The sequence below is a fragment of the Azonexus sp. R2A61 genome, from assembly GCF_021401135.1.
GTDB lineage: Bacteria > Pseudomonadota > Gammaproteobacteria > Burkholderiales > Rhodocyclaceae > Azonexus.
In genome coordinates this window covers 252,324-278,624 of sequence record NZ_JACBFO010000001.1, presented here as the reverse complement: position 1 = coordinate 278,624, position 26,301 = coordinate 252,324, and the positions used below count along the sequence as shown (strand labels likewise).

General features: G+C 66.0%; 29 protein-coding genes. 8 read left to right on the top strand and 21 right to left on the bottom strand.

Translation table 11 applies throughout. The features are described 5' to 3' along the window. Positions 1 to 16 precede the first annotated feature (16 nt). Positions 17 to 910 carry a LysR family transcriptional regulator gene (locus tag L0962_RS01400; protein ID WP_234082854.1) on the bottom strand — a complete coding sequence of 298 codons (894 nt, stop codon included), beginning with the start codon at positions 908 to 910 and terminating at the stop codon, positions 17 to 19. 92 nt (positions 911 to 1,002) lie between these two features. On the opposite strand from L0962_RS01400, the gene L0962_RS01395 reads away from it, so the two are divergent. The 3 genes from L0962_RS01395 to L0962_RS01385 all read left to right on the top strand — a co-directional run bounded on the left by L0962_RS01395 (position 1,003) and on the right by L0962_RS01385 (position 4,309). Beyond that, positions 1,003 to 1,755: a sulfite exporter TauE/SafE family protein gene (locus tag L0962_RS01395; protein WP_234082847.1), complete on the top strand. Its 753-nt coding sequence runs from the start codon at positions 1,003 to 1,005 to the stop codon at positions 1,753 to 1,755. A 110-nt stretch (positions 1,756 to 1,865) separates the two neighbouring features. Next, entirely contained in the window at positions 1,866 to 4,007 is a 2,142-nt protein-coding gene (locus L0962_RS01390; protein WP_234082838.1) for a TonB-dependent siderophore receptor, read from the top strand. A gap of 62 nt (positions 4,008 to 4,069) precedes the next feature. Beyond that, positions 4,070 to 4,309 carry a hypothetical protein gene (locus L0962_RS01385; RefSeq protein WP_234082832.1) on the top strand — a complete coding sequence of 80 codons (240 nt, stop codon included), beginning with the start codon at positions 4,070 to 4,072 and terminating at the stop codon, positions 4,307 to 4,309. Positions 4,310 to 4,328: 19 nt separating this feature from the next. Here L0962_RS01385 and L0962_RS01380 read toward each other — a convergent pair whose 3' ends face one another. From L0962_RS01380 to rapZ, 5 genes are read right to left on the bottom strand one after another with little or no spacing between them, the layout of a single operon-like run. Further along, the gene (locus L0962_RS01380; RefSeq protein WP_234082827.1) at positions 4,329 to 4,955 is read right to left on the bottom strand and encodes an LON peptidase substrate-binding domain-containing protein; all 627 of its coding nucleotides are present in this window, start codon (positions 4,953 to 4,955) and stop codon (positions 4,329 to 4,331) included. Next, positions 4,955 to 5,563: a flavin prenyltransferase UbiX gene (locus L0962_RS01375; protein WP_234082820.1), complete on the bottom strand. Its 609-nt coding sequence runs from the start codon at positions 5,561 to 5,563 to the stop codon at positions 4,955 to 4,957. The genes L0962_RS01380 and L0962_RS01375 overlap by 1 nt, the downstream gene beginning before the upstream one ends. Continuing rightward, the gene (locus L0962_RS01370; protein WP_234082815.1) at positions 5,560 to 6,093 is read right to left on the bottom strand and encodes a Gx transporter family protein; all 534 of its coding nucleotides are present in this window, start codon (positions 6,091 to 6,093) and stop codon (positions 5,560 to 5,562) included. Before L0962_RS01370 ends, L0962_RS01375 begins: the two co-directional genes overlap by 4 nt. Continuing rightward, positions 6,074 to 6,448: a NusG domain II-containing protein gene (locus L0962_RS01365; RefSeq protein ID WP_234082809.1), complete on the bottom strand. Its 375-nt coding sequence runs from the start codon at positions 6,446 to 6,448 to the stop codon at positions 6,074 to 6,076. Before L0962_RS01365 ends, L0962_RS01370 begins: the two co-directional genes overlap by 20 nt. Then, the gene (gene rapZ, locus L0962_RS01360; RefSeq protein WP_234082804.1) at positions 6,448 to 7,293 is read right to left on the bottom strand and encodes an RNase adapter RapZ; all 846 of its coding nucleotides are present in this window, start codon (positions 7,291 to 7,293) and stop codon (positions 6,448 to 6,450) included. Before rapZ ends, L0962_RS01365 begins: the two co-directional genes overlap by 1 nt. A 69-nt stretch (positions 7,294 to 7,362) precedes the next feature. Between rapZ and L0962_RS01355 the strand changes: the two genes are divergently transcribed. Then, on the top strand, positions 7,363 to 8,535 hold the full coding sequence (locus L0962_RS01355; RefSeq protein WP_234082798.1) for a M20 aminoacylase family protein: 1,173 nt from the start codon (positions 7,363 to 7,365) through the stop codon (positions 8,533 to 8,535). Between the two features lie 64 nt (positions 8,536 to 8,599). Here the strand turns inward: L0962_RS01355 and L0962_RS01350 are convergent, their stop codons facing one another. The 14 genes from L0962_RS01350 to can all read right to left on the bottom strand — a co-directional run bounded on the left by L0962_RS01350 (position 8,600) and on the right by can (position 20,170). Continuing rightward, positions 8,600 to 8,911 carry a ribbon-helix-helix domain-containing protein gene (locus tag L0962_RS01350; protein ID WP_234082792.1) on the bottom strand — a complete coding sequence of 104 codons (312 nt, stop codon included), beginning with the start codon at positions 8,909 to 8,911 and terminating at the stop codon, positions 8,600 to 8,602. Positions 8,912 to 8,934: 23 nt separating this feature from the next. Further along, the gene (locus L0962_RS01345) at positions 8,935 to 9,516 is read right to left on the bottom strand and encodes a DJ-1/PfpI family protein (protein ID WP_234082786.1); all 582 of its coding nucleotides are present in this window, start codon (positions 9,514 to 9,516) and stop codon (positions 8,935 to 8,937) included. Positions 9,517 to 9,666: 150 nt separating this feature from the next. Beyond that, entirely contained in the window at positions 9,667 to 11,280 is a 1,614-nt protein-coding gene (locus tag L0962_RS01340) for a methyl-accepting chemotaxis protein (protein WP_234082781.1), read from the bottom strand. A gap of 106 nt (positions 11,281 to 11,386) precedes the next feature. Further along, positions 11,387 to 11,557, bottom strand: coding sequence for a DUF1289 domain-containing protein (locus tag L0962_RS01335; protein WP_234082776.1), 171 nt, complete (start codon positions 11,555 to 11,557; stop codon positions 11,387 to 11,389). Continuing rightward, positions 11,554 to 11,736, bottom strand: a complete 183-nt coding sequence (locus L0962_RS01330; RefSeq protein WP_234082770.1) for a DUF1289 domain-containing protein — start codon at positions 11,734 to 11,736, stop codon at positions 11,554 to 11,556. The genes L0962_RS01335 and L0962_RS01330 overlap by 4 nt, the downstream gene beginning before the upstream one ends. Positions 11,737 to 11,743: 7 nt before the next feature. Further along, positions 11,744 to 12,730: a hypothetical protein gene (locus L0962_RS01325; protein ID WP_234082765.1), complete on the bottom strand. Its 987-nt coding sequence runs from the start codon at positions 12,728 to 12,730 to the stop codon at positions 11,744 to 11,746. Continuing rightward, the gene (locus tag L0962_RS01320; protein WP_234082753.1) at positions 12,727 to 13,632 is read right to left on the bottom strand and encodes a hydroxymethylglutaryl-CoA lyase; all 906 of its coding nucleotides are present in this window, start codon (positions 13,630 to 13,632) and stop codon (positions 12,727 to 12,729) included. The genes L0962_RS01325 and L0962_RS01320 overlap by 4 nt, the downstream gene beginning before the upstream one ends. 19 nt (positions 13,633 to 13,651) lie before the next feature. Then, positions 13,652 to 14,251 (bottom strand): TIGR00730 family Rossman fold protein, encoded by a 600-nt coding sequence (locus L0962_RS01315; protein WP_234082748.1) that lies wholly within the window; start codon positions 14,249 to 14,251, stop codon positions 13,652 to 13,654. Beyond that, positions 14,248 to 15,081 carry a metallophosphoesterase gene (locus L0962_RS01310; protein WP_234082742.1) on the bottom strand — a complete coding sequence of 278 codons (834 nt, stop codon included), beginning with the start codon at positions 15,079 to 15,081 and terminating at the stop codon, positions 14,248 to 14,250. Before L0962_RS01310 ends, L0962_RS01315 begins: the two co-directional genes overlap by 4 nt. A 1-nt stretch (position 15,082) precedes the next feature. Continuing rightward, positions 15,083 to 15,688: a 2-hydroxychromene-2-carboxylate isomerase gene (locus L0962_RS01305; RefSeq protein ID WP_234082736.1), complete on the bottom strand. Its 606-nt coding sequence runs from the start codon at positions 15,686 to 15,688 to the stop codon at positions 15,083 to 15,085. A 70-nt stretch (positions 15,689 to 15,758) separates the two neighbouring features. Then, positions 15,759 to 16,895, bottom strand: a complete 1,137-nt coding sequence (locus L0962_RS01300) for an acyl-CoA dehydrogenase family protein (RefSeq protein ID WP_234082733.1) — start codon at positions 16,893 to 16,895, stop codon at positions 15,759 to 15,761. Next, on the bottom strand, positions 16,892 to 17,791 hold the full coding sequence (locus L0962_RS01295; protein WP_234082730.1) for a DMT family transporter: 900 nt from the start codon (positions 17,789 to 17,791) through the stop codon (positions 16,892 to 16,894). The genes L0962_RS01300 and L0962_RS01295 overlap by 4 nt, the downstream gene beginning before the upstream one ends. Position 17,792: 1 nt before the next feature. Beyond that, positions 17,793 to 18,983 (bottom strand): acetyl-CoA C-acyltransferase, encoded by a 1,191-nt coding sequence (locus L0962_RS01290; protein WP_234082726.1) that lies wholly within the window; start codon positions 18,981 to 18,983, stop codon positions 17,793 to 17,795. Positions 18,984 to 19,012: 29 nt separating this feature from the next. Next, positions 19,013 to 20,170 carry a carbonate dehydratase gene (gene can, locus L0962_RS01285; RefSeq protein ID WP_234082723.1) on the bottom strand — a complete coding sequence of 386 codons (1,158 nt, stop codon included), beginning with the start codon at positions 20,168 to 20,170 and terminating at the stop codon, positions 19,013 to 19,015. A 283-nt stretch (positions 20,171 to 20,453) separates the two neighbouring features. Between can and L0962_RS01280 the strand changes: the two genes are divergently transcribed. Further along, positions 20,454 to 22,256, top strand: coding sequence for a sensor histidine kinase (locus L0962_RS01280; RefSeq protein ID WP_234082720.1), 1,803 nt, complete (start codon positions 20,454 to 20,456; stop codon positions 22,254 to 22,256). Next, on the top strand, positions 22,256 to 22,891 hold the full coding sequence (locus L0962_RS01275) for a response regulator transcription factor (RefSeq protein ID WP_234085029.1): 636 nt from the start codon (positions 22,256 to 22,258) through the stop codon (positions 22,889 to 22,891). Before L0962_RS01280 ends, L0962_RS01275 begins: the two co-directional genes overlap by 1 nt. A 7-nt stretch (positions 22,892 to 22,898) precedes the next feature. Here L0962_RS01275 and L0962_RS01270 read toward each other — a convergent pair whose 3' ends face one another. Further along, entirely contained in the window at positions 22,899 to 23,318 is a 420-nt protein-coding gene (locus tag L0962_RS01270) for a MerR family DNA-binding transcriptional regulator (protein WP_234082716.1), read from the bottom strand. Between the two features lie 85 nt (positions 23,319 to 23,403). Here L0962_RS01270 and L0962_RS01265 point away from each other — a divergent pair, with 85 nt between their 5' ends. Together L0962_RS01265 and L0962_RS01260 are read left to right on the top strand one after the other, a co-directional pair. After that, positions 23,404 to 24,444, top strand: coding sequence for an MBL fold metallo-hydrolase (locus L0962_RS01265; RefSeq protein WP_234082713.1), 1,041 nt, complete (start codon positions 23,404 to 23,406; stop codon positions 24,442 to 24,444). Positions 24,445 to 24,463: 19 nt separating this feature from the next. After that, entirely contained in the window at positions 24,464 to 26,296 is a 1,833-nt protein-coding gene (locus L0962_RS01260; RefSeq protein WP_234082710.1) for an alpha/beta hydrolase, read from the top strand. The last annotated feature ends 5 nt before the right edge of the window (positions 26,297 to 26,301 follow it).

The following is a 26,301-nucleotide window of genomic DNA, read 5'->3' as shown; positions in this document are numbered from 1 at the left end:
GCGGGCGTTGCGCCCCTCAGCTGCCGCTCGTGCCGGCCAGATAGTCCATCAGCTCGCCGGTGGCCGCGGACAGTCCGGCACGGTCGCGATAGCACAGGCACAGCCGCCGTTCGGCCCAGCTTTCGCGCAGCGGAATCGCCCGGTAGTCGTAGCGCCGCCGGTAGCGCCGGGCGACGCTGGCCGGCAGGACGGCGATGCCGATGCCGTGGGCGACCATTTCGCAGACGCCCTCGTAGCTTGGCAGGCGGATGCGTAAGGCCAGCGGATGACCGGCGTTGCGGGCGCGTCCGTCCAGGTGCTCCTGGATCGCGCTGCCGGCCGGAAAACCGACGAAGGTTTCGTGCAGGATGTCGGCAAAAGCCAGCTGGCGGCGGCCGGCCAGCGGATGGCCGGGCTCGGTGAGCACGACCAGCGGGTCGTCGGCGACCGGGATCAGTTGCAGGGTGCCGGCGTCGACCGCATCGGTGACGATGCCGGCTTCGACCAGACCGGCCTCGATCGCCTTGACGATCTCGACGCTGGTCCGTTCCTTGAGATCGACGTTGAGTTGCGGCCGGGCGGCCAGCCAGGGTGCGAGACGGGCGGGCAGGAATTCGGTCAGGGCGGCGGTGTTGGCGTACAGGCTGAGCGTGCCGCGCGCGCCGGCGGCGAAGGCGCGCAGTTCGCCCTGCAAGGCGTCGCGCTGGCGCAGGATCAGCCGCGCATGGTGGGCGAGCGCCGCGCCGGCTTCGGTGAGCGCGATGCCGCGGCTACGCCGTTCCAGCAACTGCACGCCGGCGTCGTCCTCGATGGCGCGCAGCCGCTCGCTGGCCGAGGCCAGCGCCAGATTGGCCCGTTGCGCGCCCTGGGTGATGCTGCCCGCCTCGACGACGGCCAGGAACAATCTGAGATCGGCAAGATCGAGACGCATGCGGCCTCCGCGTTTCCGCCTTCGGCAAAACCGAAGGCTGGCTGGAAAAATCCGCATTGTGCCCGTCGACCGCAGGACGTCCAATAGGCGCCATGAACGACATCCTGAATTCGCTCTCGCTGGGGTTTTTCCTCACCTTCATCGTCGCCGGCCTGGTCAAGGGCGTCACCGGCATGGGCCTGCCGACCGTGGCAATGGGCCTGCTCGGCTTGTTCATGCCGCCGGCCGCCGCCGCCGCGCTGCTGGTCGTGCCATCCTTTGTGACCAACGTCTGGCAACTGTTCGGCGGGCGGGCGCTGGGCGCACTGTTGCGACGCTTTGCCGGTTTGCTGCTCGGTATCGTCGCCGGCACGCTGGCCGGTGCGTCGGCGCTGGCCAGCATCGATGCGCTGTGGTCCGGTTTTGCGCTCGGTGTGGCGCTGATCGTCTATGCCGCCTGGGCGCTGATCGCGCCGCCGTCGTTCGTCTCGCCCCGCACCGAACGCTGGCTGTCGCCGCCGGTCGGCCTGCTGACCGGTCTGGTGGCCGGCGTTACCGGGGTTTTCGTGATGCCGGCGGTGCCCTATCTGCAATCGCTGCAATTGGGGCGCGAGCGGCTGATCCAGGCGCTCGGGCTGTCGTTCACCGTGTCGGCGCTGTCGCTGGCCGGCGGTCTGCTCCTGCACGGCGTGTTTCAGGTCGGTCAACTCGGCCTGTCGGCGCTGGCCATCCTGCCGGCCTTGGCCGGCATGTGGCTGGGCCAGCGAATCCGGGCCCGCATCAGCCTGCGCACCTTCCGCCTGTGTTTCCTGTTGTTCCTGATCGGCCTCGGGCTGGAACTGATGTTGCGGCCGGCGTTCCGGTAATGTGCCCGGGCGCGCCGGCCGGCGTCGTTCCCTGAGCTGCGGCAATTTGCCACATTCCCCTGCCGGCGGTGGTTTCGGACAATGCCGCCACTTTTTTGTCCGAGACCAAAATGCATCAATCCGCTCGCTTAGCTTCGGTGCTTGTCGCGCTGGGCGCAACCGGCGTTCACGCCGAAACCCCGGAACCCGGCAACATTACAAAGACTTTGCCTGAAGTGCTGGTATCGGCTGAAGCAGAACACGGCTACAAGGCCGACAAGGCCACCGTGGCCGGCAAACTCCCTCAATCCAGCCGCGAAATTCCCAATTCGGTTTCGGTGCTGACTCGTGCGCAGATGGATGACCAGAACATGGTGACGACCTGGGATGCCCTGAGCCAGATCACCGGAGTTCAGGCCATTTCGAATGACATCACGCAGGGCCAGTATCATGCGCGCGGCGGGGCGCTGGAAATGCAGAACGATGGTCTGCCGTCGGCCATGCCCTTGTCCGGCTATCAGCAGTTCGATCTGGCCTTGTACGAGCGAATCGAAGTTCAGCGGGGGCCGGCAGGGGTGCTGCAGGGATCGGGATCATTCTCCGGAACGGTCAATTTTGTCCGCAAGCGGCCGAAAAATGTGTTTGCCGCAACGGGGCTGCTGTCGACCGGAACCTGGAACAACAACCGACTGGAAGCCGATATCACTGGACCGCTCAATGCTGCCGGCAGCATGCGGGGCCGCGCAGTGGTGTCCTACATTGACCGCGATTTTGTCTTCAACCGCGTTCATGACCGGAAGTGGCTGGCTTACGGGACCCTCGATTTCGATTTGACCTCGAGAACGCAGGCCAACCTGTTTGCGAGCTACCAGAAAAACGATTCAACGGGTTTTTCTGGTTTGCCGACCTACACCAATGGCAGTTTCCTGTCGGTTCCCCGTTCATTCAATCCCTATCCCGACTGGAACAGGCTGAACTGGGAGACGACCGAGGTCGGTGCAGAACTTCGCCACGCGTTCGACAACGACTGGACGGCAATGCTGAAGATCGGTCGCCGTGACCAGGGCTTTTTCTTCAAGGATGGTTATGCCACCGATGGCGTCAATCCGGCGACGATGACGATCAGCAACTATGCGCGTCGCGAATTCGATTACGACTATTCGAATAACAGTGCCGACCTGTTCGCCAGCGGGCCTTTCGAGGTGCTCGGCCGTCGGCATACGATGCTGGTCGGCGCCAATTACAGCAGTTTCCGGAGCACGGGCCGGGGCGCCAATCCGAATTCGCCGCTAAGCGGCTATCTGAATGTGCCCAACGTGGTCCTGGGCGATCCGCCAGCGGTTGCTGAACCGGACGTCGTCTATCGGACCGGCAGCGACAGCATCACGACGCAGCAAGGGGTTTACGGGAAGCTTACGCTCAATCTGACGGATTCGTTGAAAGCCGTGCTGGGGGGGCGTCTGTCGAATTATCGCTACAAGTCGCGCACCATCGAACCCAACCCGGCTCCTACCGAGTGGAGCCACGGCGCGCGAAGCACGGGTGAGTTCACGCCTTATGCCGGCATCGTCTACGACGTGAACAAGCTGCTGACGTTGTATGCCAGCTATGCCGACATCTTTGTCCCGCAGACCCAGCGTCGGGCGGATCAGACAACGCTCGATCCGCGTGTCGGCAAGCAGTACGAGATCGGCGGCAAGACCGAATTCCTGGACGGCAAGCTGGCGGCGACACTGGCGCTGTTCAAAATCAACGATACCAATCGGGCGTTGTCCGATCTGGCCAATCCGGGTTATTTCACGGCGGCCGGCGAGCTTGAGAGCAAGGGCTGGGAAGTCGAGGTCGTCGGTCGTCCGTTGCGTCGGCTGGAACTGTCTGCCGGTTACACCTACTTGAGCACGAAATGGTTGAACAATGGGGCATCGACGGGGGCACCGGTCAGTTTCTGGTATCCCAAGGATCTGTACAAATTGTGGGCGAAGTACCGCTTGCCGGATGAAATGCTCAAGGGGTTCAGTATCGGGGTTGGCGTGAACGGAGCCAGTCAGTCGGCCAGCGGCACGTCGTCTGCCACGGTCGCTGCCCGTACGCAGAATTCCTACGCTGTCGTCAAACTCCAGATCGGCTACGAAATCTCCCGGAATTACGCGTTGACCCTGGATGTCAACAATGTGCTGGATTCGACCTACTACACGCGGCTGGGCGGTACGAATACCTACAACACCTACGGCGATCCGAGAAACTACGTGCTGACCTTGCGCGCCAGCTTCTGATCGGAGACCGACGATGAACGTGCCGAGCGGATTCTCTCGTCATCTTTGCGCCAATTCCTGGTTTGGCTATCCGCTTTATCCATCTGATGCGACGGCAGGGCGATGCCGAGTCGGTAGGCAGCGATGCGCAGCAACGGCTGGATAAAGACCCGGAAGACGACGATGCGCGTATCTTTCTTGCCCTGTCGTTGCTGGCCAGGCAGCGGCAACCGGAGGCGGAGGACTTGCTGCGACAGATCGACTGGGCGGCTTTGCCTGAACGGAAAGGGCGCGCGCCCCGGATGATGTTTGCCTGGCCCTGAACCGAGCCACTGGTCGGTTTCAGACCAGCAGGCTGCGCTGGTCTAGGAATTTTTCGAGGATTTCCAGCCGCGCCAGCGGATCGTCGAGTTCGAGCAGTTTCTGCTTGGCCAGATTCTGGATCGGCAGCACTTCGGTGATCCGGTAGCCGACCCAGCTGGCGCTGTCGTAACGGTGCGGTTCGGGCATGCGTTCCGGACCGAGGTCGGCGACCACGCGCTGCAGCAGCGGCAGCAGGCGTTCGCGGTTCTGCGGCAGCGGCGCTTCGTTTTCCGGCAGCAGTTCGACGTTGGCTTCGAGCAGTTTTCCCTGGCCGACTTCGTGGTCGAGGATGCGGAAGCGGCGGCTGCCGGAGACCGCGATATGCAGGATGCCGAGCTGTTCCATGTCCCATTTTTCGATGTGCGCCAGCGTGCCGACCAGGTGCGGCAGCGCCGCTTCGCCGACTTCATGGCCCTGGTCGATCAGGCAGATGCCGAACGGGCTGCCGTCCTTCAGGCAGGTGGCGGTCATCTCCAGGTAGCGCTGTTCGAAGACCTTGAGCGGCAGCATGCTGCCCGGGAACAGCACGGTACCGAGCGGGAACAGCGGGATGTCCAGCGTTTCGACGCCGCCGCCGGTGGCGCGCAGGAAGTCGAACCAGGCCATCAGGCGTCGCCCCAGCGTTGCATCAGCGTGTGCGGTACGGCGATCTGGTCGAGGATGCGGGCGACGACGAAATCGACGATGTCGCCGATGTTCTGCGGGTGATGGTAGAAGCCAGGATTGGGCGGCAGGATCACCGCGCCGGCGCGTGCCAGCCGCAGCATGTTTTCCAGGTGGATCACCGAGAACGGCGCTTCGCGCGGCACCAGCACCAGCTTGCGGCCTTCCTTGAGGACGACGTCGGCGGCGCGCTCGATCAGGTTGTCCGACAGGCCCTGGGCGATGGCGGCCAGCGTACCCATCGTGCACGGGCAGACGATCATCGCGTCGGGCGGATTGGAACCGGAGGCGACCGGTGCGAACCATTCCTCGCGGCCGAAAACCTGCAGTTTGTCGGGGTCGACCGCAGGAAAACGCGAAATCAGCGCGGCTTTGGCATCGGCCGGGCGCGACGGCAGGTCGACATCCATTTCCTGCCGGGCGACGATCTGCGCCGCCTGCGAATACAGCAGCTGCACGCGGCAGCCGGCGGCGAGCAGGCTTTCGAGCAGGCGCAGCCCGTAGGGCATGCCGGAGGCGCCGGTCAGGGCAAGGCAGACGGTCTGACTCATGGTTGGGTTTCCGCGGGTGGGGCTTCGCTGAGCAGTTTAGCCGCGATCAGCCCGTTGATGGTGCCGAAGACCAGCGCCGCGCCGGCAAACACCGGGATCAGCAGGAACACGCCGTCGTGTGGGATCAGCCAGAGGCGGGCGAGCAGCAACTGGCCGCCGATATGGGCGAAGGCGGCGAGAATGGACAGGCTGACCGGTCCGAACCAGCGCGCCGGCAGGCGGTGGGCGAGGCCCAGCGTGAGCAGGCTGAGCGTGCTGCCGGTCAGCGACAGGAAGAAGCCGGGCGCCAGGAAATAACCGAGCAGCAGGCTGCCGGCCAGGATGCGCAGGGCGCTGACCCACACCGCTTCGCGCCAGCCGTAACGAACCAGCACGACCAGCGTGACGATGTTGGCCAGCCCGGGCTTGACGCCGGGCAGCGGCGACGGGATCGCCGCGTCGACCAGCGACAGCCCGACGGCGGCGGTGGCCAGCCAGGCGATGCGCCGGTCTTCGGCGGTGATCGTCAGTTCAGTAACTGAGCGAGTCATAGACCTTGGTCCGGCCGGCGATCTGCAGGCTGACGCGGTTGGGGGCGCAGATGGCGATTTCGCCCGGGCGCATCAGCCAGCCCTGCTTGACGCAGTACTGGCGCGGGCCGGGGTCGGAAACCACGCGGGCGCGGCCGGGTTCGACGGCGATCAGCGTGGTGCCGAGCGGGCCGGGCACGGCGAGCTGCTTTTTTGCCTTGAGGTCGATTTCGGCAAAGACGCGGCCTTCCTGGCGGACGATGGCGCGGTCGGCCAGACCGCCCTGCCAGAACATCGGTACCGACAGGCCGACGACGGCGGCGCCGAGCAGCAGGACCAGCCAGTCGCCCGGCCGGATCAGCGCCAGCCAGGGCATCAGCCGCCGGCCAGCGTGCGATGCCGGACCAGCACGCGGGCGCGGCCGGCGAATTCGCGGCCGAGCGCTTCGGCCAGGTAGACCGAGCGATGCTGGCCGCCGGTGCAGCCGATGGCCACCGTCAGGTAGTTGCGGTTGTCGGCGATGTAAGCCGGCAGCCAGTCGCCGACGAAGCGGGCGATGTCGCCGCGCATGCGCTGCACTTCCGCCTGACCTTCAAGGAAGTCGATGACCGGCTGATCGCGCCCGGTGAGCGGCTTCAGCTCGGGGTCGTAATGCGGGTTGGGCAGGCAGCGCACGTCGTAGACCAGGTCGGCGTCGAGCGGCAGGCCGTGCTTGAAGCCGAAGGACTGGAACATCAGCGTCAGGCCCTGGCCGGGTTCGGTTTCGATGAACTGGCGGACCCATTCGCGCAGCGCGTTGGCCTTCAGGCCGCTGGTGTCGATGCGGTGGCCGAGCGACGAAATCGGTTCGAGCAGGCTGCGTTCGAGGCGGATGGCTTCGGCCAGCGTCCGGTTGTCGGCGGCCAGCGGGTGGCGCCGGCGCGACTCCGAGTAGCGGCGGAGCAGGGTGTCCTCGTTCGAATAGAGGAACAGGAAGGCGTGGCGCACGCCATCCTCGGCCAGCATGCGCAGCTTGTCCGGCAACTGGTCGATACCGCCGCCGGAGCGGGCGTCGATGGCGACGGCCAGCTTGCGCACCTGTTCTTCCTTGAGCATGCGGACGAGGACCGTCAGCATCGTGACCGGCAGGTTGTCCACGCAGTAATAGCCGGCGTCTTCGAGCAGGTGGAGGGCGACCGACTTGCCGGAACCGGACAGGCCGCTGATCAGGACGAGTTGCATGGTGGCAGAGCATAATGAAGGGTCTCGCCGACGGCAAGCCACGGCATAATTCAAAAAAAGGAGACTGTCATGCCCCACGCCCATCCTTTGCTGGAATTGCCCTTTCTCGCCGAGTTGACCGCACTGCGCCGCGACATCCACGCGCACCCGGAACTGGCCTTCAACGAGAACCGTACCGCCGACGTCGTCGCCCGCGAGCTGGAACGCTACGGGCTGGAAGTCCATCGTGGGCTGGCCAAAACCGGTGTTGTCGGCGTCCTCAAGGCCGGCAGTTCGACGCGGACGATCGGCCTGCGCGCCGACATGGATGCGCTGCCGCTCGCCGAACTGAACGAATTCCCGCACCACTCGAAGCATCCCGGCAAGATGCACGCCTGCGGCCACGACGGCCACACCGCCATGTTGCTCGGTGCGGCGCGCTATCTGGCCGGCGATCCGGGTTTCGACGGGACTGTCGTGTTCATCTTCCAGCCGGCCGAGGAAGCCGAAGGCGGGGCTCGGGTGATGATCGAGGACGGCCTGTTCGAGCAGTTCCCGGTCGAGGCGGTGTTCGGCCTGCACAACTGGCCGGGCATTCCGGTCGGCGAGATGATGGCGATGCCGGGGCCGGTGATGGCTGGCACCTGCGGCCTGGAAATCGTCGTGCGCGGCCACGGTTGCCACGCGGCGATGCCGCATCAGGGCGTGGACGCCATCGTCACCGCGGCGCAACTGGTGCAGGCGCTGCAGACCGTCGTCAGCCGGACTTTGCATCCCTGCGAGTCGGCGGTGGTCAGCGTCACGCAGATCCATGCCGGCGACGCCTGGAACGTGATTCCCGAGGAGGTCGTGTTGCGCGGCACCATCCGCAGCTTCAAGCCGGACGTCCAGGAAACCGTCGAGCGCGCCATCGAGCGTCTGTGCAGCGGCATTGCCGCGGCCAACGGGGCGCAGATTTCGGTGCGCTTCGATCATCGCTATCCGCCCACGGTCAACAGCCCGGCCGAGGCGAAATTCTGCCAGCAGGTGGCGGCCGAGCTGTTCGGCGCCGACAAGGTGCTGACCGACATCCTGCCGTCGATGGGCGCCGAGGATTTCGCCTACATGCTGCAGGAAAAGCCGGGTTGCTACGTGTGGCTGGGCAACGGCCCGGGTAGCGGCGGCTGCACGCTGCACAACCCGCATTACGACTTCAACGACGAACTGCTGACCTTGGGCGCCAGCTACTGGGTGCACCTGGTGCGCCGCTGGCTGCCCGCCTAACCGGCGCGCGGGGAAAATCGCGTCCTGCTGCGGTCGACCGCAGCAGCGACGGAAAAACCGCCGTTCAGGCAGCCGGTCGGCTGAGCACGGCCAGGTTGGGCCGTTCGGCCGCCGGTTTGCGCAGGCTCAGGTAGCGCAGGCAGCTAACGCGCAGGAAGGAGGCGAAGTTGTCGATTTCGCCCCGGTATTCCAGCAACTCGTCGTACAGCTTGGCGATCAGCTGGTTGGTCGTGTAACCGTCGCCGGCGGCGATGTCGGCGAGGATGTCCCAGAAGTGGTTTTCCAGCCGGATCTTGGTGACGCAGCCGTGGATGCGCAACGACCGCGAGCGCGATTCGTAGAGCATCGGGTCGGCCTTGACGTAAATCTCGCACATGGGACACCTCGCGTTCGGCTCGCTCAGGCTTCGATGCGGCTGCCCAGTACCTTGAGGAACTTGGCCAGCCAGTCCGGGTGCGCCGGCCAGGCCGGCGCGGTGACCAGATTACCGTCTACCGTCGCCTGGTCCACCGGAATTTCGGCATAGCTGCCGCCGGCCGCCGCGACTTCCGGCGCGCAGGCCGGATAGGCGCTGCACGAACGGCCCTGCAGCACGCCGGCGGCAGCCAGCAGCTGGGCGCCGTGGCAGATCGCGGCGACCGGTTTGCCGGCTGTCATGAAATGGCGGACGGCAGCGATCACCGCCGGGTTCAGGCGCAGGTATTCCGGGGCGCGGCCGCCGGGGATGACCAGCGCATCGTAGGCGCTCGGATCGATGTCGGCGAAGCTGGCGTTCAGCGTGAAGTTGTGACCCGGTTTCTCGCTGTAGGTCTGGTCGCCCTCGAAATCGTGGATCGCCGTCTTGACCGATTCGCCGGCCTTTTTGCCGGGGCAGACGGCGTCGACCGCATGACCGACCATCAGCAGTGCCTGGAAAGGCACCATGGTTTCGTAATCCTCGGTGAAATCGCCGGTGATCATCAGGATTTTCTTGGTAGCCATCGTTGTCTCCTCGTGGTGTGGGTGGCGCAACGATTGTGCTCGCCCGGCCGACCGGGCGGGTAGCAATCCCATGCTACGAGGACCGCCGTGCAGCGGGATGGTTCCGGGGGGTGCCCGATGGGCGTGCCGCGGCGGCACGCCCGGGCCGGCTTACAGCCGGAAGCGGCCGACCGATTCGTTGAGGGCGTGCGACACGGCCCCCAGCCGGCTGGCGAATTCGACCACCTGGCTGAGCGCCAGGTCGTTCTGCTCGATCAGCCCGCGCACCTGCTGCACATGCGCGTGGATCGCCTGTTCGTTGTCGCTTTCGACGTCGATCGCGCTGGCGATCTGGCGGACCACGGCATTGACCTCCTGCGAACTGGCGTTCATCCGGTCGAAGGCTTCGCGGGCCTGCCTGGCCAGCGTCACGCTGTCGCCGACCTGGCGCAGGCCGGATTCCATGCCTTCGACGGCGCGTTGCGTGCCGGACTGGATGCTGTCGACCATCGCCGAGATTTCGGCGGTCGATTGCGTCGTCCGTTCGGCCAGCTTGCGCACTTCGTCGGCCACCACGGCGAAGCCGCGGCCCTGCTCGCCGGCGCGCGCCGCCTCGATCGCTGCATTGAGCGCCAGCAGGTTGGTCTGGCTGGCGATGTCGGAAATGACGCCGAGAATCGACGTGATCTGCGCCGACTGGGTGCCCAGTTTTTCGACGTGCAGCGCGGTCGACCGCACCGAATCGGCCATCGCTTCGGCTTCGGTGGCGGCGCGTCCGGCCAGCGTCGCGCCGCTGTTGGCGACCTCGGTCGAGGCGACGACGATCCGTCCGGCCTGATCGACGGCGCTGGTCACCTGGTGCAGGCTGTCGGCCAGGTTCTGCGCATTGCCGACCATCTCGCCGGCGCAAGCCAGCTGCTGGCGGCTGCCGTCGGCAACCTTGCCGGTCGCGGCGGTCACCTGGCTGGCGGCCAGGTCGACATCGCGGGCATGTTCGGCCAGGGTGCCGACCAGTTGGCGCAGCTGTGCCTGCATGTCGGCCAGCGCGGCGATCAGGCTGTTGCGGTCGCCGGCGGCGGTGCGGATCAGCTGGCCGAGATCGCCGGTGGCGACGGCGCGCGCCACCTGACGGGCGTAGGCCGGTTCGCCGCCGAGTTCGCGCCGGACATAGGCCAGCGTCCCGACGACGCTGCCGATGGCGACCGCGATGCCGCACAGGCTGAGCAGGACGATGATGGTCTGATAGCGCTCGACCTGATCGGCGACCGCCTGCCTTTCGTCGCCGGTGCGCTGGTTCAGCCGTTCCAGATCGTCCAGCAGAACCTGCTTGAGCGCGCGCCAGGCCGGCGTTTCCGTGGCATTGATCAGCGCCCGGGCCTGTTCGTGCTGGCTGGCCTTGAGCGCGGCCAGCACCGCCTGCTGGGCGTCGAACTGGCGTCCGACCAGGGTCTCCAGTGCGGCCACGCCGTCGGCGAAGCCGGGCACGATGGCGGCGGTCCTGGCCGCGAGGTCGCGGGCCTTGTTGAAATCCTCGCGGGCCTTGTCGAGGTTCTTGTAGGCCTTGGGGTTGTCCGGATCGAGCGTGATGTTGCGCAGGGCCTGACCCATCTGCAGGCCCTGGGCGTACATCTCGCCATAGGCCTGGCGCAGCGTGCCGACCCCGTCGAGGAAGTGGCCGAAACCGCCCGATGCGGCGCGCAGCCCGGCATAGGCGACAACAATCGCAGCGATGAAGGCGGCCATGATCAGGGTCATGCCGAACAACAGCCGGTTGCGGAAACTCATGGTGATCCCCCTGGTTTATAAGCGCTTAATTCTACGCTGATGCACTTCCGGCTGTCAGCCGGAAATCCCGCGGCGGCGGGCCTTCAGGGGCGTTCGGGAGGGGCGCTCAGTGGTCGTCGTCGTCGGCCCTGGTGGCCGGCGGGGCGAGCGGAATGCGTTCGACGACAACCGTCGGGCTGACCAGCGGCGGTCGGCCGCAACCCAGGCAATAGCCGGAATCCGGATCGGTCATGCAGACGCCGACGCAGGGATAGAGATCGTCCATTTCGTCGTTCATGGCGTGGTTTTTCCGAGGCCGTCGCGACGCCGGGCGACGTGCTGCAGGACGGCCCGACGCGCCGCATCGTCGAGGCGCGACCAGGCGGCGATCTCGTCCAGCGTGCGCAGACAGCCGACGCACCGTTGCGATTCGGGATCGATGCGGCAGATGGCGATGCAGGGCGAGGCGACGGTCATGGCAAGGTCAGATGATGATGTAGCGTTTCTGGCGGTCGCGTGCCTGTTGTACGGCGGCGCTCGCCTCTTCGCGGGAGACGCGGACCAGCGTGGCGATGTGCTGGCGGCGGTCGCGCGACGTCAGTTCCGGAAAACTCAGCGTTTGGACCTGCGGGTCGCTATCCGGTTCCCGGTGCACGATGCCGAGCCGGTCCACGCGCAGGCTGACCGGCGTCAGGCTGAGCGCCCCTTCCGGATGGCGCAGGAAATCGGCCAGCGTGACGACGAGGTTTTCCGGCATCAACGCTTCGGCGTTTTCGCGCAGCCGGCAGTCCAGTTCGGTCAGGTGACGGGTGTGGCGGGTTTCGCGCTCGGGCGCCGGATGCGGCTGGTGCAGCAATTGCGCCTGTTCGACCGACAGGTCGGCACGCAGGTCCTGGCGTTCGCGGCGCAGCGTGTCGACGTGTGCATTGAAGGCCTGCAGCAGGCTTTCCAGCGCGCGTGCCTGCAGCCGCTGGCGGGTCACCTCCAGCCGGCAGCTGGGTTCGATCAGTGTCTGATCGGAAAAGTAGAGGATTTCCTGCGGCACGTCGGCGCGGATGATGTCGCCCTGCTGCGCCATGCCCAACTGCTTCTTCTGCTGCCGACGGGCGGCCAGCATCGCGCAGAAGCAGTCGCTGGCCCAGCATTCCGGCTTTTCCAGAAAATCGCGCACGGCCTGGCTGCGGCCGAGCATTTCGTCGATGTCGGCGGCGGTGGCGAACAGTGCGTGAATCAGCGGATCACGCCCGAAGGCCTGGCGGTTGATCTCGATCGGTCCGGGCAAGGCATCGACCAGCCCGGCGCAGTAGCCCAGCGCGTGACGGACCGCCTCGGCCAGTTGGCGCTCGAGGCGCGGCGCGGCGCGCACCAGCGGATCGACCATGCCGATCACCCGCGCGGTTGCGGCCGCCACCTCGGGATCGGGCTGCGGCGCCGGCTTGAGCAGTTCGGCGATGGCGGAGAGCAGGCTCACCGGGGTTCGCCACGGAAGGAGCGACCGGCCCGGGCGCCGTTCGGTCGGTCGATGGCGCGGGAGATCCAGGCACCGGTGGCCGCCAGCTCAGCCAGATCGACACCGGTCTCGATGTCCAGTCCGTCGAGCAGGAACACCAGGTCCTCGGTGGCCACGTTGCCCGACGCCCCCGGCGCGTACGGACAGCCGCCGAGCCCGGCGACCGAGGCGTCGAAGCAGGCCATGCCGAGTTGCAGCGAAGCCAGCACGTTGGCCACCGCCATGCCGTTGGTGTCGTGGTAATGGCCGGCCAGCCGGTCGATCGGCACGCGTCGGGCGCAGGCCTCGATCATCCGGCTGACCGAGGCCGGGGTGCCGATGCCGATGGTGTCGCCGAGCGAGACTTCGTAGCAGCCCATGTCGTACAGCGTCCCGGCGATTTCTGCCGTCGCTGCCGGGTCGACCGCACCGGTGTAGGGACAGCCGACAACGCAGGAGACATAGCCGCGAACGCGGATTTCCAGCGCGCTGGCCGAGGCCAGCACCGGCTCGAAGCGCTTCAGGCTTTCCCGGATCGAGCAGTTGATGTTCTTTTGCGAAAAGGCCTCCGAGGCGGCGGCGAAGATCGCCACTTCGTCGGCGCCGGCGGCAATCGCGCCGTCGAAGCCCTGCAGATTGGGGGTCAGCGCGGCGTAGGTCGTGCCCGGACGGCGGCGGATGCCGGTCAGCACCGCCGGCGCGTCGGCCATTTGCGGTACCCAGCGCGGCGAAACGAAGGCGGTGGTCTCGATCACCGGCAGACCGGCATCGGCCAGCCGGTCGATCAATTCGATCTTGATTGACGTCGGTACCTCGCGCGGCTCGTTCTGCAAGCCGTCGCGCGGGCCGACTTCGACGATTCTGACGCGCGGGGGAAGTTTCATGACGGATTCGCGCGCACGATCAGAGCTGGCGCTCTTCCTTCAGCCATTTGCTGACCGGCTCGGCACGATAGGCCAGCATGGCCGCCAGCAGGCGTTCGCCATCGGCATCGCTGAGCGCCATCGCGCGGTTCTGCGGGCGCAGGAAGCCTTCGCCGACGGCACGGTCGAACATCGCCAGCAACGGATCGTAGAAACCGCCGACATTGAGCAGGCCGACCGGTTTCTGGTGAAAGCCGAGCTGGCCCCAGGTCAGGATTTCGCAGTATTCCTCGAAGGTGCCGAAGCCGCCGGGCATGGCGATGAAGCCATCGGCCAGCTCGGCCATGCGCGCCTTGCGGGTATGCATCGAATCGACCACTTCGAGGCGGGTCAGCGCCCGATGGTCGACGTGCCGGCCGGCCACTTCCTTGCCCATCAGGGCTTCCGGAATGATGCCGATGACGCTGCCGCCGGCCGCCAGGCAGGCATCGGCCACCGCGCCCATCAGGCCGACGTTGCCGCCGCCGTAAACCAGTTCGATGTTGCGGGCGGCGAGCAGGCGGCCCATTTTTTCGGCTTCGGCGCGGTAGACCGGAGAATTGCCGGCGTTCGAGCCGCAGAAGATGCACAGTCGTTTCATGTCGGTTCCTTGCCGCCGAGCTGCAGGATCACGAACTCGGGCGGGCAGTTGAAGCGGATGGGAAAGGTGCTGGTGCCGATGCCGGCACTGACCCAGGTCGGTGCCGGTGCGTCGGGAATCCAGCCGTAGGCGTGGGCGCGCGGCGAGCGTCCGGGGACGATCAGCGCGCCGAAGAAGGGCAGGCGGACCTGGCCGCCATGCGTGTGGCCGGCGAAGGCGACCAGTGTCGAGGCGGGCAGTTCGGGGGCGTTGGCCGGATCGTGCATCATCACGATACTGGCTGTGCCGGGAGGGACGCTGGTAAAAGCCGTGGCCGGCTGGGCATGCCCGGTCATGTCGTCGCCGATGCCGACCAGCCAGAGCGGTTGCCGGTCGCCGGTGGTGGGCAATGCGACGGCGCTGTTCTCCAGCACCCGGATGCCGGCGTCTTCCAGTGCTTGCCGGACATCGCCGCCGCCGTGCCACCAGTCGTGGTTGCCGAGCGTGGCGAAGACGCCGAGCGGCGCCTGCAGGCGCGCCAGTTCGCCGGCGATGCGTTCGGGGGCCACCGTTTCGCCGCCGGGAATCCCCTGGATGACGAAATCGCCGGGCAGCAGGATCAGGTCGGGGCGGGCGGCGTTGATCCGGTCGACCAGCCGGCGCAGGGCGTCGATGCCGGCGTGCGGGGCGCCGACGTGCAGGTCGCTGGCCATGGCGATGCGCAGCGGCTGGCCGGTCCAGTTCGCCGGGCTGAGCTGCAGGTCGCGCTGTTGCACCCAGCCCGGCTCGAAGCCGATGCTCCAGGCAGCCAGGGCCAGGATGACGAGCAGCAGGACGAGCCGGCGCTTCATGTCAGAAGCCGCCGGTTTCCAGCCAGCGTTCGATCTGCGGCAGGCGGTCGGCGCCGAAGAAGGCTTCGCCGTCGATCGTCACGTAGGGCGCGCCGAAGACACCGCGGGCGATGGCGGCATCGACCGACAGGCGGAGTTTTTCCTTGATCTCCGGTGCGTCGAGGGCGGCGGCGAGCGCATTGCGGTCGACACCGAGATCGCCGGCAATTTCCAGCACCGTCGCGGTCAGCGAAATGTCGCGGTTGTCCACGAACAGCGCGCGGAACGCGGCATGGGCGAAGCGGCGGGCCAGCGCGCAGTCGGCGGCGTGCAGCCAGAGGTAGGCGCGGGCGGCCTGCTGGGTGGGCAGCGGGAAGCGGTCGGGATGGCGGTAGGGGATGCCGAGATAGCGCGCCGAGCGGGCGAAGTCGTGCTTCGAGTATTCGGCCTTGGGCGGGTATTGCAGCGTCAGCGGCTGGCTGCCGCTGGCCTTGAAGACGATGCCGAGCAGGATCGGGTGCCAGCGCACGCGGCGGTCGTGGCGGGCGGCGAGCGCGTCGATGCGCTCGCTCAGCAGGTAGCTGTAGGGGCTGGAGAAATCGAAATAGAAGTCGAGCGGCTCGGCCATGGTGGAAATCCTCCTGCGGTTGCGGTCGACCGGAAAAATGCGGCTTTTTCCGGTCGACCGCAAGTATCGCTCAATCGGCGAGCACGGCGCGGGCGATCACCAGTTTCTGGATTTCCGAGGCGCCTTCGTAGATCTGGCAGACGCGCACGTCGCGGTAGATGCGCTCGACCGGGAAATCGGCGGTGACGCCGTAACCGCCGTGGATCTGGATCGCGTCGGAACAGACCTTCTCGGCCATCTGCGAGGCGAACAGCTTGGCCTGCGAGGCTTCCTTCAGACACGGCCGGCCGGCGTCGCGCAGCGCGGCGGCGTGCCAGACGGCCTGCCGGGCGACGTCGATCTGCGTCGCCATGTCGGCAAGCATGAAGGCGACCGCCTGATGGTCGGCCAGCGGTTTGCCGAAGGAAGTGCGTTCCCGGGCGTAACGGACCGCCGCTTCCAGCGCGGCGCGCGCCATGCCGACCGACTGGGCGGCGATGCCGATGCGGCCGCCTTCGAGGTTGGACAGCGCGATGCGGTAGCCGTCGCCTTCGCCGCCGAGCAGGTTGCCGGCCGGAATGCGGCAGTTGTCGAACAGGATCTGCGCGGTATCGGAGGCATGCTGGCCGATCTTGTCTTCCAGCCGGGCGACGATGTAGCCCGGGGTTGCGGTCGGCACCAGGAAGGTCGAGATGCCTTTCTTGCCGGCCGCCTTGTCGGTGACGGCGAAAACGATGGCGACATCGCCTTCCTTGCCGGTGGTGATGAACTGCTTGACGCCGTTGAGCACCCATTCGTCGCCTTCGCGGCGGGCGCTGGTGGTGATCGCCGCCGCGTCGGAGCCGACGTGCGGTTCGGTCAGGCAGAAGCAGCCGAGCTTTTCGCCGCGGGCCAGCGGCTTCAGCCATTGTTCCTTGAGCGCGTCGCTGCCGTATTTGAGCAGCACCATGCAGGCCAGCGAGTTCTGCACGCTGACGATGGTCGACGTGGCGCCGTCGGCGGCGGCGATTTCTTCCAGTGCCAGCCCGAGTTCGATGTAGCCGAGGCCGGCGCCGTCCCATTCCTCCGGCACCACCAGGCCGAGCACGCCGAGGCCGGCCAGCCCCTGCAGCGCGCTGCGCGGGAAAGTGCTGTGCCTGTCCCATTCCGCCGCGAACGGCGCGATCTGCTCCTGGGCGAAGGCGCGCAGCGCGTCGCGGATCATTTCCTGTTCCTGGGTGAGGATCATCTCGTCTCCTTTTTTCGGGTAGTCAGCCAGACGCCGGCGATGACCAGCAGGCCGCCGCCGAGCACGCTCGGCGCCAGTCGTTCGTCGAGCAGCAGGGCTGCCTGCAGCACGGCGAACACCGGCACCAGATTGATGAAAACCGACGCCTGGCCGGCGCCCAGCGCATGCACGGCGGCGGTGAACCAGGTGTAGGCGATGGCGGTGCCGAACACCGCCAGGAAAACCATGCTCGCCCAGACGCGCCAGGACCAGGCGGCAGGATCGATGTCGCCCTGGATCATGGCGGCCAGCGCGAGCAGCACGGCCCCGCTGAACGACGCGTAGAAGGTCGTCGCCTGCGCCGAGAAGCGGTGCGTCGCCCGCCAGCCGATGAAGGTGTAGGCCGACCACGACAGCACGCAGCCGAGGATCAGCCATTCACCGATGCCGATGGTGCCGCGCAGCAGCGCCAGCGGATCGCCGTTGCCGATCACCGTCAGGCAGCCGGCGGTGGCGATCAGGCAGCCGAGCGCCTTGCGCGGACTCATCGCCTCGCGACCGGTTAGCCAGGCGAGCAGCACGATGACTACCGGGTTGAGGGCGACGACCAGCGCGCCGCGGCCGGCGGCGATGTGCTGCAGGCCAAAGAAGAAGCACAGGCCGTAGAGGAAGATGCCGAAAAAGCCGAGGCCCCACACCAGTCCCCAGTCGCCTCGGGTTTCCGGCCAGGGCAGGCGGCCTTCGCCGAGCATCAGGGCGCCGCCGACGACCAGCCCGGCCAGCACGAACCGCAGCGCGGCGACGGCCAGCGGCGCCGACAGTTCCTGGGCGATGATCCGGCCGGCGATCCAGGTGCCGCCCCACATGGCCATGGCGACCACCAGCTTGAGATAGGTCAGTCGGCGCGACGCGGCCAAGTCAGAACATTTCCACGGCCAGTGCGGTCGCTTCGCCGCCGCCGATGCACAGGCTGGCGACGCCGCGCTTCAAGCCGTGCTTTCTCAGCGCGCCGAGTAGCGTGACGACGATGCGGGTACCGGAAGCGCCGATCGGATGGCCGAGCGCGCAGGCGCCGCCATGCACGTTGACCCGCGCCGGATCGAGCTTGAGATCGTGGATCGCCGCCATCGTCACCACGGCGAAGGCTTCGTTGATTTCGTAGAGATCGACGCTTTCTGCGGTCCACCCGGTTTTTGCGAACAATTTCTCCATCGCGCCGACCGGCGCCGACGGGAAGCGCGCCGGTTCGCCGGCGTGCGTGGTGTGCGCCAGGATGCGGGCGAGCGGCGACAGGCCGAGCTTTTCCGCCTGCGAGGCGCGCATCAGTACCAGCGCCGCGGCGCCGTCGGAGATCGACGACGAATTGGCCGGCGTCACCGTGCCGTCCTTGCGGAAGGCCGGTTTCAAAGTCGGGATTTTTTCGATGTTGACCGCAAAAGGCCCTTCGTCGCGGGCGATCGTCACCTCCCCCTTGCGCCCGGCAACGGTCACCGGCGCGATTTCCCAGGCGAAACTGCCGTCGTTGCTGGCTGTCTGCGCGCGGGTCGTCGAGCGGATGGCGAATTCGTCCTGCGCGGCGCGGGTGAAGCCGTAGGCGTCGGCGCATTCCTCGGCGAAGGTGCCCATCAGCCGGCCGCGGTTTTCCTTCGAATAGGCGTCTTCCAGCCCGTCGAGGAACATGTGGTCGAGCAACTGGCCGTGGCCTAGGCGATAGCCGCCGCGTGCCTTGGGCAGCAGGTAGGGGGCGTTGGTCATCGATTCCATGCCGCCGGTCACGGCGATATTGCAGGAACCTGCGAGCAGGCCGTCGTGACCGAGCATGGTCGCTTTCATCGCCGAACCGCAGACCTTGTGGATCGTCGCACAGCCGGCCGACAGCGGCATGCCGGCCTGCAGCGCCGCCTGACGCGCCGGCGCCTGACCCTGGCCGGCCTGCAGCACGCAGCCCATCAGCACTTCGTCGACCCGCTCGGCGTCGATGCCGGCCCGGGCGACGGCCGCGCGGATCGCTTCGGCGCCGAGGTTGGCGGCGGTCAGGGCGGAAAATCCGCCCTGGAACGCTCCCATGGCAGTACGGGCGGCGGCAACGATGACGATCGGATCGGACATGGCAAGGCTCCTCGAAAGGGTAGGATGAATCAGCAGCCCCGGCATTCGAGCGCGTGTAACGACGCGTCGTAGCGGGAAGTCAGTTCTTCTGGGTGGTCGACGGTGATGCCGAGATCGTGCACCAGGCCGTCCTTCAGGCCGTAAATCCAGCCGTGGATGGTCAGCTTCTGGCCGCGCAGCCAGGCGTCCTTGACCACCGGTGTGTTGCACAGGCTGACCACCTGTTCGAGCACGTTGAGTTCGCACAGGCGGTCGTGACGCTGTTCGGCGGGCAGGCTGTCGACATGCTCGGCATGCTTGGCATGCACCTGCTGCACGTTGTGCAGCCAGAAATCGACCAGGCCGACGCGCGCCTTCTGCAAGGCGGCACCGACGCCGCCGCAGTTGTAGTGGCCGACGACCATGATGTGTTTCACCTTGAGCACGTCGACGGCGTACTGGATCACCGACAGGCAGTTCAGGTCGGTGTGCAGCACGAGGTTGGCGACGTTGCGGTGCACGAAAACCTCGCCCGGCAGCAGGCCGACGATCTGGTTGGCCGGTACCCGCGAGTCGGAGCAGCCGATCCACAGGAATTCGGGGGCTTGCAGCTTGTCCAGACGATCGAAGTAGCCGGGGTCGACCTCGCGCATCTGGCGTGCCCAGGCGCGGTTGAAATCGAACAGGTGGGAGAGGTTTTCGTTGCGGATTTCCTCTTCCGACCAGTTGTCGAGATCGAGCGCCATGAACATGGTGCCTTCGACCGGCGTCTGGTAGTAGTTGGGCGCTTCGCTGAAGCCCAGTTCGCGGTAGAGCTTCACCGCCATGCGCATGTTCGGCAGGGTGTCGAGCAGGATCTTGCGATAGCCGATTTCCTTGGCCGCCTTGATCGCCGCCAGGGCCAGCCGTGCGCCAACGCCGTGGCCGCGTTCCTCGGGGGTGACGTAGAGCCGCTTGAGTTCACAGACGCCGTCGCTGCCGGGCAGCGGGCGGACGCCGACGCATCCCGCCGGTCGACCGGCCACTTCGGCAAAAAAGAGTCGACCCTGCGGCGCGGAGTAGGCACCCGGCAGCGAGGCCATTTCCTGATCGAAGTTCTGGTACGACAGGTCGACGCCGAGCCAGGCCGCGTAGTTGCGAAAATACTGGCGGACCTGTTCGAGGGCCTCGGTATCGGCGGCGGTGAGGGTACGAAGCGAGACGTTCATGTGCTGCAGGCTCCTGGAACGATTCTCCCGTCCGGGGATCGGCGGGGGATGTTATCGGTTTGCCGGGCAAGGCCGACGGCAACTTGCCATTCTACCTTTGCTGCATTGCGGCAAGGCGGGTGAACCGTCAAGGGATGAAGCGGTTGCACCGGGCGCGGATATTTCCAGGGCGGTCTCCTGCGGGACGACTGAACAGCCGGGAATTTTATTGACGTTTACGTAAACGTCAACCTGTCCGGATTTTCGGCTGTCGGCATGGCGGACGGCCAAGTAGAATCGCCCGATGTCCGATTTCCGCTGTCTTCGTCGCGTGCTGCTGGCTGCGCTGTTCGGTCTGCTGACCGGAACGGTGTCGGCGGCCGATCTGCGCATCGGTGTACTGGCCTGGCTCGATGCCAGCGAGGCGGAAATCCAGTGGGCACCTTTCGTCGCGGCCTTGCAGGCGCAACTGCCGCAGCATCGTCTGATCGCCCGGCACATGGACCTCGGCCAGATGTCGGAGGCGATCGGCCGCGGCGAGCTGGACTTCGTGGTCACCAATCCCGGGCATTACGTGGCCCTCGAAGCGCGTCACGGCATTACCCGGATTGCCACCCAGGTATCGGTAAGCGAGCGCAATCCGGCCCATGTCGTCGGTTCCGCCGTCGTGGTGCTGGCCGGGCGGCAGGAACTGCAGACCCTGCAGGATCTGAAGGGACGTTCGCTGGCGGCGGTGTCGCCCGACGCTTTCGGCGGTTATCAGATCGTCTGGGCTGAACTGAAGCGACTCGGCGTCGATCCGGAAGCGGGCGACGTCGAGCCGAAATTCACCGGTTTTCCGATGTTCCGCGTGCTCGAAACGGTCGCCGCCGGCCAGGCCGATGCGGGGGTCGTGCGGGCATGCCTGCTCGAACAACTGGAACGTCAGGGCAGCGTTCCGGCGGGCCGCTTTCGTGTGCTGTCGGCGCAGGCCAGCGCCGACGATTGCCGGATTTCGTCGGCCCGTTACCCCGGCTGGGCGTTTGCTGCGACACGCACGACGCCGCCGGAGCTGTCGCGGGAAGTCCTGTTTGCGCTGCTCAGCCTGCCGCCGGACAGCGACGGCCAGAGCTGGAGCGTGCCGGCCGACTACCATCCGGTGCACCAGATGCTGCGCGAGCTGGAAATCGGCCCCTACGCCTTCCTGCGGGAAACGGCCTGGGAGTCGCTGGCGCGCCGTTACTGGCCCGGGGTCGCCATCCTGTTCGGCTTATTGATCGTCTGGCTGTTATATACGGTCCGCGTCGAGCATCTGGTCCACCGGCGAACCCGCGAACTGTCGTCGGCACTGCAGGAGCGCGAGCGTCTGGAACTGCGCGTGCGTACTCACCAGCAGCAGATGGATCACCTGTCGCGGCTGTCCATTCTCGGCGAACTTGCCGGCACGCTGGCCCACGAGCTGAACCAGCCGTTGGCCGCCATCGGCAATTACGCACGTAGCCTGATCCGGCGTCAGGCGCGTGGCAACCTGTCGCCGGAGGCGGTGCACCAGGCGGCCGAGGAAATCGCTCAGGAATCCGAACGGGCGGCCGGCATTCTGGCCGGTATCCGCTCGTTTGCGCGCAAGCGTGCGCATGTCCGGGAAAGTTGCCAGCCGGTCGCCCTGGTCCGCGAGGCGGTCGCATTGTTCGCCGGCATCCTGCCGCAGGTTCCGGCGCTGCAACTGGACGACCGCCTGCCGGCCGATGCCGGTGCGGTGCGCGTCGATCCCCGGCAGATCCAGCAGGTTCTGCTCAATCTGCTGAAGAATGCCTGTGACGCGCAGCGCGACGCCGGTATCGAGGCGCCGATCGTCATCGCGCTGAGCGCCGTTGACGGCCGTTGCCGGATCGAAGTCATCGATCGCGGTCCGGGGCTCGGGCCCGAACAGCAGGCGCAGTTGTTCGAAGCTTTTTTCACGACCAAGCCGGAAGGCCTGGGGCTTGGGCTGTCGATCTGCAAGACCATTGTCGAGGCGCACGGCGGCACGCTGGAGGCAGTGCCCAATCAACCCGGTCCCGGTCTGAGCTTCCGCTTCTCGCTGTCCTGGCAGGATAATCCGGTCATTTCCCCGGATTCCGCTCCATGATGCAAGCCGCTACCGCCACGCCGGTCATCCATGTCGTCGACGATGAGGCGCCGTTTCGCCGTTCGCTGGTCTTCCTGCTCGAATCGATGGGCTGGCAGGCGGTCGGCCATGCGTCGGCCGAAGCCTTTCTCGAGGCCGCGCCGGAACTGCCGGCCGCCGGTGGTTGCCTGGTGCTGGACATCCGCATGCCGCGCCTTTCCGGACTCGAACTGCAGCGCCGCCTGAAGGCCGCACAATCGCTGTTTCCGGTGCTGTTCATGACCGGCCATGGCGATGTCGACCTGGCGGTGCAGGCGATGAAGGAAGGCGCCGTCGATTTTTTGCAGAAACCGTTCAAGGACCAGCAGATGCTGGATGCCGTTGAGCGTGCGATCCAGCTGAGCTGCGAGCGCCACCAGGCCAGCCGACGCTGCCAGGGGGCCCGCGAACTGCTGGCCCGCCTGTCGCCGCGGGAGAGCGAGGTGGCGAAACAGGTCGCACTCGGGTTGGCCAACAAGGAAGTGGCACGCGATCTGGGGATCAGCGAGAACACCGTCCATGTGCATCGTCAGCACATCATGGAAAAGACCGACACCGGCAGTGCCGCCGAACTGGCTCGCCTGATCCTGCGTGCCGATCCGTCGGGCCTGGATTGACGGCGGTTCAGCGGTGGTCGTGACCGGCGTCGCGGCGGGTCAGGATTTCCCGGCATTGCCGTTCGAACTGATCGAGTTCCGCCAGCATCGCCTCGATGTCCTCGCGCTGTTGCTGCAGGACCTGACGCCGCTTGGCCATCAGGCGCAGGCATTGCTGCAGCTGGGGTGTTTCGTCGGCGGTCGAGCCGTACATGTCGATCAGATCCTTGATCTCGGCCAGCGTCAGCCCCAACCGCTTGCCGCGCAGGGCCATCTTCAAGCGGGCGCGGTCGCGCCGGGCGAAGATGCGTTTTTGCCCCTCGCGCTGCGGCGCCAGGATGCCCTGGTCTTCCCAGAAGCGGATCGTCCGCGGCGTGATGCCGAATTCGCGGGCGAGGTCGGAAATGCCGAAGGTGGCGGCGGGCGGGCTTTGAACGTCGTCTGACATGGGCGCCGAGTTAAGCAGAAGGCCGGGCTTTTTTCAATCTGCGGCCATGTGGTAATTTGGTTCTCGTCCCTTACATCGGAAAATCATGTCCCTGCATTACCCCTTTCCGGAAGTTCCGGCCGCCGGCGAACTGCGCGAAGTCGCGCCGGGCATCTTCTGGCTGCGCATGCCGTTGCCGTTCCAGCTCAACCACATCAACCTCTGGCTGCTGCGCGACGGCAATGGCTGGTGCATCGTCGATACGGGGTTTCCGGACGACGGCGTACGCGAAACCTGGCGCAGCATCCTGCAATCGCTCGACGGGCCGGTGACGCGCCTGGTGGTCACGCACTTCCATCCCGATCACTTGGGGCTGGCCGACTGGCTGCTGGCGGAAACCGGGGCCGCGCTGTGGATGACCTGCGGCGAATTCCTCACCGCGCATGCGGTGTGGAACGAGGTCGGCGGTCACGGTGCCCGCTACATGGTCGAGCAGTTCCGCCAGCATGGCCTGGGCGAGGAACTGCTGGCCAAGTTCGCGACCCGCGGGTCGGGTTACCGACGCAGCGTCCCGGGGTTGCCGACGTACTACCACCGACTCAAGCAGGGCGACCTTCTTGCGGTCGACGGCAAGGTCTGGCGAATATTGATCGGCCATGGCCATTCGCCGGAGCATATGGCGCTTTACTGTGCCGAACAGGGCGTGTTAATTTCTGGCGACATGCTGCTGCCAAAGATTTCGACGAACGTCAGTGTTTTTGCCGCGACGCCGGATGCCGATGCCTTGCGCTGGTATCTCGAGTCGCTCGACGACATGGCTCGCGAAATTCCGGAACAGACGCTGGTGTTACCTTCACACGGCCTGCCCTTTCATGGCGTGCAGGCACGGGTGGGTGCATTGCATGCGCACCACGAAGAACGATTGCATGCGCTGGAGAATAGCTGTGATCAAGCGCCACAGAGCGCGGCCGGGTTGCTCGACGTGTTGTTCGGTCGGGCGCTCGATACACACCAAACCATGTTCGCGATGGGTGAAGCGATTGCTCATCTGAACTATCTGGAACACGCCGGTCGACTGTCGAAAACGGTCGACGGTGACGGCATCATTCGCTATTCGCGGTTGTCGAGCAAACCCGCCGCGCACTGACAGAGAGGGAGTTTCAAAAATGTCGCAGCAAACCGAAGAACCGGGCGTCCATCTGCCCAATCCGGCCGAAATGGCCAAGACCTATGCCGAGGTCGCCCAGCGCGCTTCGCGCATCATCACCCAGTTCATGGAGAAGAAGGCCAAGGACGGCGTCGAGACGCCGTCCGACGAGATGGGGGTGGCCAAGGCCTTCATGGACCTGTCGGCCCGCCTGATGGCCAATCCCTACAAGCTGGCCCAGGCCCAGATGAACATGATGTGGGATTACTTCTCGCTGTGGCAGGGCTCGATGATGAAGATGCTCGGGATGCCCGGCGCCGAGCCGGTCGCCGTGCCGCAGAAGGGCGACAAGCGCTTCAAGGACGAGGATTGGGAGCAGCATTTCCTGTTCGACTTCGTCAAGCAGTCCTACCTGATCGCCGCCCGTCACATCCATGACACGGTTGCCGGGACCGACGGCCTGGACGAGTCGACCCAGCAGAAGGTCAATTTCTTCACGCGTCAGTACATCGATGCGCTGTCGCCGTCGAACTTTGCGCTGACCAACCCGGAAGTCTTCCGCGAGACGGTCAAGAGCCACGGCCAGAACCTGATCAAGGGCTTGAACAACCTGCTCAACGACATGACCGACGATGGTCAGCTGCGTATCCGGATGACCGACACCACGGCCTTCGAGATGGGCAAGAATGTCGCCACGACGCCGGGCAAGGTGGTTTACCAGAACGAACTGTTCCAGCTGATCCAGTACGATCCGACGACGCCGGAACAGTACAAGAAGCCCTTCCTGATCGTGCCGCCGTGGATCAACAAGTATTACATCCTCGATCTGCGCGACAAGAACTCGATGGTCAAGTGGGCGACCGATCAGGGGCACACCACCTTCATCATCTCCTGGGTCAACCCGGACGAGAAGATGGCCGACATCAGCTTCGAGGACTACATGCTCAAGGGCACACTCGAAGCGATCACCCAGGTCTGTACGCAGACCGGCGAGGATTCGGTCAACCTGGCGGCTTACTGCATCGGCGGCACCCTGACCATGTCCACGCTGGCCTACATGGCCGCCAAGAAGGACAAGCGCGTCAATTCGGCAACCTTCTTCACGACCATGCTCGATTTCTCCGATCCGGGCGAACTGTCGGTCTTCCTCGACGAAGGCACGATCGAGGGGCTCGAGAAGAAGATGGAGAAGCGCGGTTTCCTCGAAGGCTCGGAAATGGCCGGCACCTTCAACATGCTGCGCGCCAACGACCTGATCTGGTCCTTCGTGGTCAACAACTACCTGATGGGCAAGGATCCGTTCCCGTTCGACCTGCTCTACTGGAACTCCGACTCGACGCGCATGCCGAAGGCGATGCACAGCTTCTACCTGCGCAACATGTACCTCGAGAACAAGCTGAAGGATCCGGGCGGCGTGACGCTGGGCGGCGTCAAGATCGACATCACCAAGGTCAAGACGCCGTGCTACTTCATCTCGACCATCGAAGACCACATCGCGCCGTGGAAGAGCACCTACATCGGCGCCCGCCTGCCGACCGGCAAGACCAAGTTCGTGCTCGGCGGTTCCGGCCACATCGCCGGTATCGTCAATCCGCCGGCCGCCAACAAGTACGGTTACTGGACCAACGATGCGACCGACGGCAACTTGCCGGAAAGCCCGGATGATTTCCTGGCCGGTGCCACGCAGAACGCCGGTTCCTGGTGGACGCACTGGCACCAGTGGGTGACCGCGTTGCCGGGCGGTTCCGCCAAGGTAGCGGCGCGCAAGCCCGAGGCCGGTGCGCTGAAGGTCATCGAACCGGCGCCGGGTTCGTATGTCAAATTCCGTCTGGATGCCCAGAAGAAGGACTGACCGCA